The sequence below is a fragment of the Zhongshania marina genome, from assembly GCF_002915595.1.
Lineage (GTDB): Bacteria > Pseudomonadota > Gammaproteobacteria > Pseudomonadales > Spongiibacteraceae > Spongiibacter > Spongiibacter marinus_B.
This window is the reverse complement of the sequence record NZ_PQGG01000029.1, coordinates 31,059-43,916: the sequence shown is the minus strand read 5'-3', so window position 1 is coordinate 43,916 and position 12,858 is coordinate 31,059. Positions and strand designations below refer to the sequence as shown.

Below are 12,858 nucleotides of genomic sequence, written 5' to 3'. Positions count from 1 at the left end.
TGCGGACGTTCGATATTGAGATATGAGTGAAATAGAATTTTTGTGTTTTAATCAAGTGAATCCAGAAGACTTTCTAGGCGTCGTCAATGAGGATTCTCTGAGAACACATTTAATCGATCATCCATATTTTGATGTCGCCAGCCTTCAAGCGTGGATGGAAGACAAAATTAAAATGGATGCGGTACAGGGCTGTCGTATTCGAGCAGTTTATATAGGTGGGGTATTGGCCGGTTGGTGTGGCATTCAGCCAGATGATAATGGCTTTGAATTAGCTATTGTTATATCACAAAAATTCTGGGGTTTTGGCATACCCATTTTCAAAGTTCTCATGTGCTGGGCTAACGAGATGGGGCATAAAGAAATACTATTTCATTTGCTCGAAAGTAGGCCTGAGTACAAGGCGCTAAATAGAATATCCACTAAAGTTCATAAAACTGAGCAATTAGGTCGGTGTTTTACAAGCTACCATGTTCCAGTAGGTAATTAGTGCGCGCAAAAACTTCTACAAGCCGCTCCAGCGAATTGTGTAGTTCCCACTTTGGTGGATACCTGATATTTCAGAAGGTAAAGAAGTGCCTCTTTCGTCAAGACGCTGAGCTGGGCGTTTGAGGCTGTAGCGAAACCTAGCTATTTTTGCCTGATTTTCGATTTCTGAGCGTGCGGTTTTTACCAAAAGCGAATTAAGTTGAGCTGCGGTAAAAGCGGCTTTGTAGCATAAACTGGTATAGCAGCTGTGTTTTAGATGACAGCTTGCAGCAGCAAATTTCTAGCAAAAATAGGCGCCAATACCGGCGCCGTGCCATGAAGATTTAGGCGATGGTGATATAGCCCATTAGGCCGGTTTTCATATGTTCGATGACGTGGCAGTGAAACATCCACTTGCCAGGGTTGTCGGCGACGAAGGCAATTTTTGCGCGCTCATTTTTTTCCAGCAAAATTGTGTCGGTGTGGAAGGGAGTAATGGTCTTTTTGTCTGACTCCAATACGGTGAAGATCAGCCCGTGCAGGTGGATGGGGTGGTGATGCGGTGTGGCGTTGTGGAGTTCGAAAATATACGTCTTGCCAAGGCTTAAGACCGCCAGTGGTTCAGGTAAATGTTGGTGGCTGTGGTCGCTCCATGCGCGGCGGTTTATCAACCAGAAGTTGTGGTCGACTTGGCCTTGGGCATCGCTGGGTGACAATGCACCGGCCCACTCAAAAACAAAGCTTAGCGATTCCGCCGAGGCTAATTGAGGGGCGGGGATAGGGTTGATTGGCAGGGCGGGAATGCCGGGCTTTTTACTGATTTTTTTCGCCGGCGCGACGGTTTTTAGTCGGCAAATTTCAACGCCAAAGCGTCCCTTCATATCGTAAATCGGAATTTCTTTTGCGATTTCGCTTGGGCATATAAAGCCTACATCAAGACGCATACCTGCCCCAGTGGGGTGAACATCCAGTGGTACAGGTTTATCAATCGGGCTGCCGTCTATGGCAATAATTTGGGCAGCGCTATCTCGCATGCTCAGGTTAAATACCCGAGTGTTGTCCATATTTAAAAAACGCAGACGCAGGCGCTCGCCAGCGGGTACTTCTATGGTGGGCTTTTGTAGGCCGTTGACGGTGGCGATGGTGCCGAGGGTTCCATCGCGAAAGGCTTCGCGGGGAATGGATAGGGGTAGATAGCTGCCATCATTTTTTAGCCGCCAATCTTTTAAACCGATTACAACGTCGTGATAGTCCTGCGGTGTTTCTTCTTCAACAATCAGTGCGCCGACCAGCCCTTTGCCGAGTTGCTCCACGCTATTCATGTGGGGGTGATACCAGAAGGTCCCCGCGTCGGGGCAGGTAAATTCATAGAGGAAGCTTTCGCCCGCTTCTACAGGCGGCTGAGTTAGGTGGGGTACGCCGTCCATGCTGTTTTCGATACGGATGCCATGCCAGTGAACGGTGGTGGCTTCATCCAATTTATTAATGAATAAAACACGCAGTAGTTTGCCCTGTTTGGCGCGAATAACCGGTGCCGGAAACTGGCCGTTAAAACCGAGAATGTCGCTGTCGCCGCCCTTGGCGATACGCGCTTTTGCCGGTTCTGCGGTAAGAATGTAGTCGTACTCTGCCTTGCTTACTTTGTCTGCCGAGCCCATCGCCAAGCTCAGGGTGGGAAAGCAGGCGCCGGCAAAACCTGCGGCACCCGTTTTTAACAGTGTTCTGCGTTTCATATATTCTCCAGCTATCTTGTCGGGGCTTAAACGAGCAGGCTAAGATGGTTGTCCCATTGGGTGCCGGCACTATAGGCAAGTAGCTTTAATTTGCTACTGCCGGGTTTTAGCGCAAGCAGTTGACCGTCGCCATTACTTAAAATGAACTGCTGATAGGCGGCATCATAAATGGCGCCGGCGCAGTCACGGAGCGACCATACCTGTGACAGTGATTGGTTTTGCATATTCCATAGGCAGACTAAATTGTCGCGGGGGCAGCTTGTTACCGCCCATTTACTGTGGTCATCAATACAGACGCTGGCAATATAGTCGTGTTTAAAGCGCAAAGGCAGTTCATCGGTGTTCATTGCCTTTAATGTTTCGCCGCGGCGGTGGAAATAGACCAGCGCTTGTTCGGAAGGTAGGCGGCCTTGAAACTGGGCGCCAATCAAAACACTGCCGTCGCTACCCACGTCTAAATGGCGCAGGCTGAGTTGGAAGTGGGGCGCAGCTACTTTTTCTACAATCCGCTGCGATTCTAAGTCGAGGTAGTGCAGGCCCGGCGCCAAGGTGTCGGGATTTAATGTTTTACGTCCGCTGGCTGGCAGCGTTTTTATACCGCCGATGGCGATGGCCAGAGTTTTGCCGTCGGGCATTAAGGCCAGTTCGTGGGGGCCGATTCCCTCGCAATCCATATGTCCAAGGCAGCGGTAATTGTCTTCGCAGTCGTAGATTCCAATGCAGCCCGCGCCATCATTATCAGCATGATTTTCCGTGGTATAAAGATAGCGGCCGTCTGCGCTTAGGCAGCCGTGACCGTAATAGTGGTAGCCGTTTTCACTGATTATTGTTTGTAGTATTTCGCCGGTTTCGGTGCTGACAATATAGAGTTCGCGACCGGGGCGTCGGGAGAAAAAGAGTAATTCTTTCCGCCGGCGATGATAGAGGCTGTCGTGGCCGCGATGGGGAATCGGCTGGGAATATTGCCATCCGGAATCTTGCCAAACACCAATACGGTTGCCGCTTGGTTCGGTGGCCGCAGACAGCACGGGGCTAAACTCGGCACTTGCTTGCTCATTCGCTGGGGAGCTTGCAAATAGAGAACTCGGCGCGCAGAGCAGGGCGCCGGAGCTTATTAAAAATTGACGTCTTTGCATACCAATACCGCCGTTGCTGCTAGTCGCCGTCTTTGGAATTAAAGCCTAAGCTGACACCTAGCGCAGTGGGTAAATCATTTCTTAATAGGGCGAGTAGCTGGCTGAGTTCGCGGTGAAAATCGAGAATTACTTGGCGATGCTCGGGCTTGTTTGCAATATCAAACAAGCTGCCATCAATGGCCGATGCCGCCACGATGCAGCGTTTAAATCCCTCATTAATTTTGTCACTGAGGGCGTCTTGCTGTTTGTCTTCCCGCAAATAATCGTCCAGACCGTAGCCTGTATTGGCATTAAATATATCTTCGAGGGCACTCAAGTTTGCGATGATCGCCTCTTTAGAATATTGGCTACGCCACCATTCAAGTTGGTATACCTGCGTTTGTGGCGCGCTGCCTTGGGCCTCGTTATTTGCGCTACTGCTTATTGCGAGGGGCCGTTCTAATTTGTCCCGTTTGATTAATTCAATACCGGAGACAAGCGTGTCTAGTAGATAGCCGATGGCGAGATTATCGTCTGAAAACTCGGGGTTGTTTTCGCCGGTCTCGCTAAATGTTGCAAGATAGTTGCCGCCATCTTTACGCCAGCTGTTATACAAACCCTCAGCGACGTTTTGCAAATGAGTGCTAACGGCAGTTAATAACTCGCAGCGACGTACGCCCGCTTCGCCGGTGTAGCGCTGTTGAGATCCCGCTTTGCTGTCAAATAATTGGTACTCCAGCGACGACAATCCCTGTACTACGACGCTGGCCTCGTCTACACGTTGCAAGGTGATGGGCTTGCCGTCTTTAAGTAAGGTTTCGACTTTGCGGGCAATGAGGTTTTTCTTGTCTGGCCAGAATTGAATTTTCCACGCTTGGTTGTCGACCATTAGCGGGCCAAACTGAATGTTTTGAATGGCGGCCCAATCAATGGTGGCCTGTTTCCATTTGGTGCGCAGGGTATCAAATTTCGCCGCTTGATCTGGTGTTTGGCAAAAGTCTGCACTGGCGTCTGCGAGTTGTTGGCTACTCACGCTGAAGTCTTGATAGTTGCTGATAAAACTTAGCTCGCCGGTTTCTTTAAGTAGTTTGGCACTGGGTGGCGGTGGGCTGCATGCGGTGATAGCCGCGAAGCTGCAGACCATTATTAATGTGCGGCTAGTGTGACCGCGGCGGATTAAATTCATCACTGCAGAAATCATTAAAGTGCCTTTAAAAAATATAGGAGCGTAGTGCGCTCTTGATGTGAAAGTTGAGTAAAGCGGATTTTGCTGTGTTCGGCTTCGCCACCGTGCCAAAGGATTGCTTCGGTGATCGACCGTGCCCGACCGTCGTGAAGTAGCCGAGTATTGTCGGGATTTCTAGCGCGAATGCCAAGCCCCCAAAGTGGCGCGGTACGCCATTCATTGGCGGGGGTTTCATCTGTCGGGTTTTGGTCTGCCAAGGCCGCACCCATATCGTGTAAAAGTAGATCGCTAAAGGGGAAAATGGTTTCGGTATGCCGTGTTGCCGTATTCGATTTTTTTGCGCTGTCAGTGCTAACTAATTGAATAGACGGCAGCCTTGTTTGAAACCTTGGGGTATGGCAAGCCGCGCAAGCGAGTTGTTCAAAAATCTTAAATCCCTGCTGGCTTTGTGCATCGTGTGCTGCGGCAGGCACGGCTAAATTGGCAATATAATCTGTTACTGCGTTAAGTAATTTGTCGCTAATTTCTAAATCAGTATTTGCCGTGGAATAAGCTTGGCAATTGTCGCCAATGCAGTTTTCTGGCAAGTGAAGGCTGGAGCTTATGCCCATGTCTTGATGAAAGGCGAGGGCAATTTGTTCGTGCAAGCTGCTCTGACTCGCCTTCCAGCCAAAGCGGCCAATGCGCATTGTGCCGTCTTGCGTCGAGCTGCGGATATTGGCGCGACCAGAGATGCCGTCGCGATTTTTATCGTCGGGGTCACTGTTCGCAAGAATGTCTTCGTCACTGATATTGTCTAGCAAGCCCATGCCGATCAAGGCGGGCGCCAGCCTTGCCGAGGTCGAGACGGCGGTATTGTCGACGCTAAATTGGCGGCGCTGCAGTTGGTATTCGTTTCCCTGTGCATCTGTGTGGCTGCTGTTAATTGTCTGCCACGTAATTTGTCCCTCGGGTCTAAAACCTGGAACGGCCATGTCTTGCAGTTGCTCGCCATAAAGTGGGGAGGGGGCTGGGAACCGCAATATGGTGCCGAGGCCTTTTTCAGGTAGTTCACCTTGCCGGTTGCGAACATGGCAGCCCGTGCAGCTATTCGCATTGAACAAGGGGCCGAGGCCGTCTCGGGCGGTGGTGCTGGAAGGCGACGTTACCCAAGCCTGTGTGGCAAAGCTTTTTCCTACCGCCCAGGCTAATTGCTGTTCGCCGCTAAGTTTTGGCTGGGGCGCTTGCAAGCTCCCTTGGTTGCGATTTGAAATAGTGAACGCGCCGCCGGATTGATTGCTAAGAATTAGCGGCGGTGAATCACTTGCCTTATGAAGGCTGGCGCTGTCGATTGGTTTAGCTTCACACGCGCTGAGCAACACCATCAGCGCGGCGAGTAGTGGGCTCAGCAAACGCAGAGGTTTGCCATGCTGAGTGCCCACTAAATACAAGGTTTATAGGCCAGTTGCGGTTGGGTCGATATTGAGCGCGGCGGCGGCCTGTTCAATACTGCGGGTTTGCACAACCAGTGCACTCAAGATGTTACTCAGAATCGCTTCGCCACGCTTATTGCCTTCGGCAATCATCATGTCGAATTTCATGGGCTTGTCTTTTGCTTCAGCGGTTTTGGTTAATACCGTTAGCGCAGTCATGGTTTTGTCTAGTGACTGACGGGTTTGTTTGTCTGTGTCGGCATTGGCTTTGGCGACGAGGGCGCTAAGCGATGGGCCGGAGAGCACGCTACCGTCAAGGCGGCGATATTTGCCTAAGTAAATATTTTGGATACCGAGGCCATTGTAGTAATGAGACCAGTGGGTGTTGTCGCTAAAGCAGTCGTGTTCGTCTTCTGTTGAATTCGCTTCAAGCGCGACCTTGATGCGCTCGCCGCCGAGTTCCCCCAATGAAAGAGAACCAATGCCGTAGAACATGCGGGCTAAAATGACATCGTCGTTTAATGCGAGTAGTTCGGCACGGTAGTTGTTGTCGACGTTAGGCGCCCACTGCTTCGTCATATATTGCAGGTCTTGGACTAAGACCTCGGTGGCGGCGCGCAGATAGTCGGCCCGTCGATCGCAGTTTTCATGGGTGCATTTATCGTTTGTTAAATAATCTGTGTAGGGGCGTTCGCCTGCGCCAAGCTGCTGGCCGTTTAGGTCTTGTCCCCATAGCAAAAATTCAATGGCGTGGTAGCCGGTAGTGACGTTGGCGGCGGAGCCACCAAGCTCGTGTAAGCTGCGAAGTAGTTCGGCGTTAATCGTACTGGTGTCGACCACTTCGGTGCCGAGGTTGATACTGGGATTGGCAATAATATTAATATCGCCGCCAATATTACCGAGGGCGAAGAAGTAATCGTCGGAGACGTAGTCGATCAAACCTTCGTCTAGGGGCCAGTTGTTAAGCTGTCCTTCCCAGTCGTCCACAATGGAATTACCAAAGCGGAAAACTTCACTTTGCTGGTAGGCTTTGCGTGCAGTTTTCCATGCTTCTTGTGCCGCGATGAGTCCTTCTGCACTTGGAGCATTTAAAAAATCATTTATCTTTGCCTGCAAGGCGAGTGCGCTTTTTTCTGCGTCACTGAAAATAGCGTGAGCCATGTCGGTATAGTGAACGGCTACTGCGTGTTTGTCGCTGCTACTAGACGTTTGCGGTGCGGCAAAACTAGTAAATGCCAAAGCGAGCAGGCTCAAAGCGAGTAGGAACTGACGTGACAGAACTGACATGAAAAATCTCCGCAGATCGATAGCGTTGCGGGCATAAAGCCGGGGTCGGTATTCTACCCGTTATTGATAATGATTCGCAATTAATCGCGGGCGAAAAACGCAATATAAGATGTTCCAGTGGGCCCCACTCGCCACGACCCGCTGTGTTAGACTTTCGCTTTTATCTAGGAGAAGCCATAGATGGCCGCAAATCCTCGCCGCTCAGTACTGTATATGCCTGGTTCCAATGCCCGTGCTTTGGAAAAAGCGCGGAGTTTAGACGCCGACGTGCTGATTCTTGATTTGGAAGACGCCGTATCCCCAGCCCAAAAGCAACTTGCCCGTGAGCAGGTGTTGGCGGCAGTGAATGCCGGTGGCTATGGACGCCGCGAATTAGTGGTGCGGGTAAATGGCTTTGATACCGAATGGGGTCGAAAAGATATCGAGGCCTTTGCCAATGCGCCAATATCAGCACTGTGTTTGCCAAAGGTGGAGTCGGCAGCGGAAATTCATGCGGTTGTGCAGGTGTTACAGCAGGCCGGTGCAAGTGCCGATTTAAAACTTTGGGCAATGGCGGAAACACCGCGCGGTATTTTAGCCGTGAATGAGATTGCCGGTGCGCATCCGCGAATGGATGGCATTGTGTTGGGTACATCAGATTTGGCCAAGGATCTGCGAGTACCGCATACGCCGCAGCGTTTGGGTATGCTGACCTCGCTGGGTATGTGTGTATTGGCGGCACGGGCCCACGGTATAGATGTGTTTGACGGTGTCCATTTAGATTTAGATGACGAGGCGGGCTTATTGTTGGCCTGTGAGCAGGGCGTTGAACTCGGTTTTGACGGCAAAACCCTTATCCATCCCAAGCAAATTGCAGCAACCAATACCGCTTTTTCACCCTCTAGCGAAGCCTTGGCCCGCGCCGAGAAAATTCAAGCGGCATGGCAGGAAGCCGAGGCCGAAGGGAAGGGCGTGGTGTTGGTCGATGGCCGTTTAGTAGAAGCGCTGCACGTAGAAGAAGCAGTAAGACTATTGGCTATTGCACAGCAAATCGCTGCTAAAGATGCTGGGTAGCCGCCCTTGGTGTAAGAAGTCTGAAAGTAGCGGGAAGCACTTCGCAATGTAGGGGTGCGGCGTTAGCGTTCCTGGTTGCGTTAAAAGCGGGTGCCTTATCGGTGAATTGGCGAGCGCCTCCACTTATTGCGAATGCGCACCTTTTGCTGGGTCACCGCTGGGGTAGCGGTTTAGATTGATAAGCTCTGCAAGGCGCTCGTCTAACCAACTTTCTAGCTGATAGTTTTTCACAAAGCCGCAGTGGCCGCCGTATTGTTTGGTTTCAATGTGCAGGTGTTCATTTGTGGCCAGCCGCGAGAAATCTTCAGCAAGAATAATCGGGTCATCTTGCGTTGCAATGATGTGGGTGGGGGAGCTTAGGGTTTCTAAGGCCGCGCCCGCGATATTGTAAGCCTTAAAATAGTCCTCAATGCTTGTAAACGGGGTGTGGTTTGGAATGAAGTAGCTGTTCATTTCCCGCAGCGTTTTGAGTTTGAGTAGATTGTCTTTGTAGCCTAATTCAGGATACAGGCGGATTTTTTTCTGCAATGATTTTTGCCATTTCCGCACAAAGTATTTTTCGTAAACCCACCAGCCACTTTCTAGTGCCATCATTGTTTTTGCCGGATCGACTACGGGGCATATGCCCACGGTTTTGCGTATCGACAAGCCGGCCTCGTCAGCCTTGGCTGCAACCCGCAGGGCGAAATTGCCGCCTAGGGAAAAGCCCGCAAGAAACTGCCATTCATGTGGATAGGTTTGGTGGATGGTTTTTATGGCGCCGACGACTTCGTCGAGTCGCGCGGAGTTAAAGAGTTCGCGGTTTAAGTGGTGGCTGGGGCCGTGGTCGCGAAGGTTCAGGCGAAATACATCGTAACCGGCGTGGAAAAGTGTTCCCCCCGCAGACAGCATATAACTAGATTGAGAGCTGCCTTCCCAGCCGTGAATTAAGGTGACTAGTCCCTTGCTGCGTTTGCTTTGAGCGGCGTATTCACCGAGCAGTTGGTGGCCGTCGCCGCAGTCGAGGATGACGGTTTTGCTGGCATTGATCATCGCCCGAGCTTTAGGGTAAATGCGCAGGCGTCGCAGGCCGGTAGAGGCGAGAATGGATTGCGCGTGGGGGTTTTGTAAAAGCCCAGTGGGGGCAAAGTCACTCATGTGGGTAGTGATGTCCTGTACGTAGAATGAGGCTCTACTTATAGCCTTTGTTTACTGGCTTATGACCTACGTCGTATGGGTGATGTTCCCTAGGCCCGCTTCGCTGCGATTATCTACTGAGCGTTTTCGAACTTCAAATCGTAGATTCGCTGTACAAATATAAGGCCTGTCATAGGCCCAAAATAACAATAATCGCGTCAGTATGACACGGGAGATAAAAATGACCAATTTAGGAAAAACCGCCTTGGCGCTGGCCATTGCGGCCTCATGTTCAGCATCTATCACGTATGCGCAGGGTGTAGAGGGCAAGGCGCTGAGTCTTGAGGAAGTGCTGGTCACGGCTGAAAAGCGTGAAGAATCTTTGCAAGAAACACCTATTTCCATTTTGGCATTTTCTGCAGAAAAATTGGCGCGGTTTGGGGTGACGGATTTAGGTGATATCAGTGGCTTGGCGCCAAACGTAGAGATTACTCCGTTCCCGATTAGCCGCAGTTCTCTCATTGTATTTATGCGTGGGGTTGGGAATAACGACAGTCAATCGACACAGGACCCTGCGGTGGGTGTGTATATTGACGGAATCTATATGGCGCGCAGTATTGGTCTTACTAGCGACGTAGCCGACCTTGAGCGCATTGAAGTCTTGCGCGGACCACAGGGTACACTTTACGGCCGCAATACAACCGGCGGTGCGATCAATTTGATAACCGCCAAGCCCTCTGACGAGGCCGGTATTAGCCAGACGGTGAGTCGCGGTAATCGCGGTTATTGGAAATCCCTCACTAAACTCGAATCCGGCAAAATTGGCGATGTGGCGGCAAAACTGACTTTTATGCGCTCAGCCCACGACGGCTGGGTTAAGAATACTGGCCCGGGTAGAAACTTTGGTGAAGAAGATAAAACGGCGGGCCGCTTTGCCCTGCGCTGGGATGTAAACGATGCGGTGTCGGTGGATTACGCCTACGATTTTTCGGAGATAGATGGTCCACAACATTTTTATCAGCCAATTTCGGGAACCTCGCCTAATCCAGCGGTGCCGGCAAATAGTAGTCGCAATGGCAGTGGTCAGTGGTTTGGCGGGGTAGAGCCGAGCGAAACCGAAATTAGCGGACACAGTTTAATTATAAGCGCTGAAACCTCGCTGGGTGTGCTGAAGTCTATTACCGCTTATCGCGAATTAAACGAAGTCACAGTGCAGGACTACGATGCCGGTACTCCGGGTTTTCGTGTCAATGTTGATGTAGACCAAGAGCAGATTTCTCAGGAGTTCCAGTTGGTTGGCGATTACGGCTCGGACATTAATTATGTAGCGGGGCTGTATTACTTTAGAGAAACCGGTAATGAGATGGAAAGTGACACCTTTGGTGGCTTCCCATTAGAAAATAGACAGATTATCTCTGAGAGTGAAGCGCAGGCAATTTATGGCCAAATAACGTGGTCGCCAGAGTCGCTGGATCATCGTCTAGACCTGACTCTTGGCGGTCGTTATACCGCTGACGACCGTTCGGCTGACAAAAGTAGTATTACCTTTGTTGGTGGGCCGCAGTCGGCAAGCGAAAGTTGGAGTAACTTTAATCCGAGTATTACCCTTGATTACGCGTGGACGGATTCCATAAGCACTTACGGAAAAATTGTTAGTGCTTATAAATCTGGCGGTTTTAATGTGCGCAGCACCGAGGCCGGTTTTCAGCCACCGTTTGATGAAGAAAATATTATGTCCTACGAGCTGGGGCTGAAATCGACTTGGCTGGATCGCCGGATTAGCTTTAATGCCGCGGCCTTCCACGCCGAATACAAAGATATGCAGCTACAGCAGATTACCAACAACGCCACTATCTTTCTAACCGATGTATTCAATGTGGGTGAGGCGGAGATAGACGGCTTTGAATTTGACCTGATGGCTGTGCTGGTAGAAGGCTTAACCCTGCAGGCATCCTACGGTTATACCGATGCCGATTTTGTTGAATACATAGATCAGCGCCCTAGTCAGCCCACCTTCGGCCAAGACGTTTCCGATGGGGCGGTCATGCCCTATGCGCCTGAGCAGTCTTTTACGGTTGGTTTGGATTACGAGAAATCATTACGCATTGGTGTATTGCAAGCCTCGGTTGATTATAGCTGGCGAGATGAGCGTTACGGAACGGCGTTTAACGACGATTTAGAGGGCTTCTTCTTGGATGATAACGGCATTGTGAATGCGCGCTTGGCACTGAGTGAAATTGACTTGGGCGGCGTTAATCTTGAAGTGGCGGCATGGGGCAGAAACCTAGATAGCGAAGAGTATAAGGTGCATTCGATTAGCTTGGGCACATATCGAAGCGCCTATTTTGGCGAGCCGAAAAGTTACGGTATAGATCTTACTTTACGATTTTAAGGTCGAGCGAGTCGCATTGGCTAAACGCGAGTGCGGGTTTTAAAAACTACAACGCCGGTGCTTGCGCCGGCGTTTTTATGTGTTTGGTACTAGGGCCTGTTAATACTAATTGGATTATTACTGCTGGCGGTCATTTTTGCCTCCAGCTAGGCAACAGACACGCCGTTTAGTCATTCTAAACAAGTGGCTGGCAACAACGCTGGGGGCAAAAATGGCCCCAGCCCTGCGGGTTGAGGCTAAAAAAGCGCCACTCTGTGTTGCTCGTCGTTTATTTGGAATGACCAAACTGCTCTCCTCGCGCCGAGATTGACGCTTTTTTAGCCACAACAGTGACAATCCAATTAGTATTAACAGGCCCTAACGTAAATAGGTATGAATATGGGATATTCGCAGTTAGCTTTAGCCGCCAGTAAATTGTCTGGACAGTATGTGGAGCAGGGTAATAAAGAGGCCTGGTTAGACTTGTTTGCTGAGGATGCCTGTGTCCAAGATCCCGTCGGTGAGTCGCCCTTGGACCCCACCGGTAAGGGGCATATTGGCAAAGCTGCTATTGCTGGCTTTTGGGATATGGTGATAGCCGCAGGGAAAATTGATTTCACCATTGTCTCCTCACACCCAGCGGGTGATGAATGTGCAAATGTGGTGAAAATGGTCAATACGCTGCCCGGAGACGTGAAGATGGCACTCGATATGGTGGTGGTTTACTCCGCAAATGCGGCGGGCAAAATCACCTCCTTAAAAGCCTATTGGGATTTTGATGCAGTTCAGCGGCAGCTGCAGTGATTAGCAGTAAATATGGCTTGCTCAAGCGGCAGGCGGAGAGGGCCAAAAAGGCTTATTAAATGGGCATTGTGCCAAGAAATTCGGCGGTTTGAGATGAGTACTTGTGTAAAATAGCAAAAAGCCAGTCTAAAACGACTGGCTTTTTGCTATTTGCTAAAGCCCCGCGCCTGTCACACTGCTACTATAGGGAGTAATAGCGGTGTAATGAGGCTAGCTGCAAACTGCGTTTGTATTGGGGTTGTGGGAATTCGGCTTTTAGGGCTCTAACGAATTATATTTGTTACGGTCTATACTAGTTATAACGTGAATTTATGAG

The 12,858-nt window shown here is 50.5% G+C and carries 10 protein-coding genes; 4 read left to right on the top strand and 6 right to left on the bottom strand.

Annotated features, from left to right (window positions below):
* Positions 1-22: 22 nt before the first annotated feature.
* The gene (locus C0068_RS12440; RefSeq protein ID WP_103684799.1) at positions 23-487 is read left to right on the top strand and encodes a GNAT family N-acetyltransferase; all 465 of its coding nucleotides are present in this window, start codon (positions 23-25) and stop codon (positions 485-487) included.
* A gap of 322 nt (positions 488-809) precedes the next feature.
* On the opposite strand, the gene C0068_RS12435 is transcribed toward C0068_RS12440, so the two are convergent.
* Genes C0068_RS12435 through C0068_RS12415 form a run of 5 tightly spaced genes read right to left on the bottom strand, consistent with a single transcriptional unit; the run spans position 810 to position 7,198 of the window.
* Positions 810-2,198 (bottom strand): multicopper oxidase family protein, encoded by a 1,389-nt coding sequence (locus C0068_RS12435; protein ID WP_103684798.1) that lies wholly within the window; start codon positions 2,196-2,198, stop codon positions 810-812.
* A 26-nt stretch (positions 2,199-2,224) separates the two neighbouring features.
* Positions 2,225-3,334, bottom strand: a complete 1,110-nt coding sequence (locus C0068_RS12430; protein WP_103684797.1) for a DUF1513 domain-containing protein — start codon at positions 3,332-3,334, stop codon at positions 2,225-2,227.
* A gap of 19 nt (positions 3,335-3,353) precedes the next feature.
* On the bottom strand, positions 3,354-4,499 hold the full coding sequence (locus tag C0068_RS12425; RefSeq protein WP_158249990.1) for an imelysin family protein: 1,146 nt from the start codon (positions 4,497-4,499) through the stop codon (positions 3,354-3,356).
* A 14-nt stretch (positions 4,500-4,513) separates the two neighbouring features.
* Positions 4,514-5,920: a di-heme oxidoreductase family protein gene (locus C0068_RS12420; protein ID WP_103684795.1), complete on the bottom strand. Its 1,407-nt coding sequence runs from the start codon at positions 5,918-5,920 to the stop codon at positions 4,514-4,516.
* Between the two features lie 12 nt (positions 5,921-5,932).
* Positions 5,933-7,198, bottom strand: coding sequence for an imelysin family protein (locus tag C0068_RS12415; RefSeq protein WP_103684794.1), 1,266 nt, complete (start codon positions 7,196-7,198; stop codon positions 5,933-5,935).
* 180 nt (positions 7,199-7,378) lie between these two features.
* Here C0068_RS12415 and C0068_RS12410 point away from each other — a divergent pair, with 180 nt between their 5' ends.
* A complete protein-coding gene (locus C0068_RS12410; protein WP_103684793.1) occupies positions 7,379-8,251 on the top strand; it encodes an HpcH/HpaI aldolase/citrate lyase family protein in 873 nt (290 codons plus the stop codon).
* Between the two features lie 123 nt (positions 8,252-8,374).
* Here C0068_RS12410 and C0068_RS12405 read toward each other — a convergent pair whose 3' ends face one another.
* The gene (locus C0068_RS12405) at positions 8,375-9,388 is read right to left on the bottom strand and encodes a YheT family hydrolase (RefSeq protein ID WP_103684792.1); all 1,014 of its coding nucleotides are present in this window, start codon (positions 9,386-9,388) and stop codon (positions 8,375-8,377) included.
* Positions 9,389-9,608: 220 nt separating this feature from the next.
* Between C0068_RS12405 and C0068_RS12400 the strand changes: the two genes are divergently transcribed.
* A complete protein-coding gene (locus C0068_RS12400; protein WP_158249989.1) occupies positions 9,609-11,759 on the top strand; it encodes a TonB-dependent receptor in 2,151 nt (716 codons plus the stop codon).
* Between the two features lie 378 nt (positions 11,760-12,137).
* Positions 12,138-12,542: a nuclear transport factor 2 family protein gene (locus tag C0068_RS12395; RefSeq protein ID WP_103684790.1), complete on the top strand. Its 405-nt coding sequence runs from the start codon at positions 12,138-12,140 to the stop codon at positions 12,540-12,542.
* The last annotated feature ends 316 nt before the right edge of the window (positions 12,543-12,858 follow it).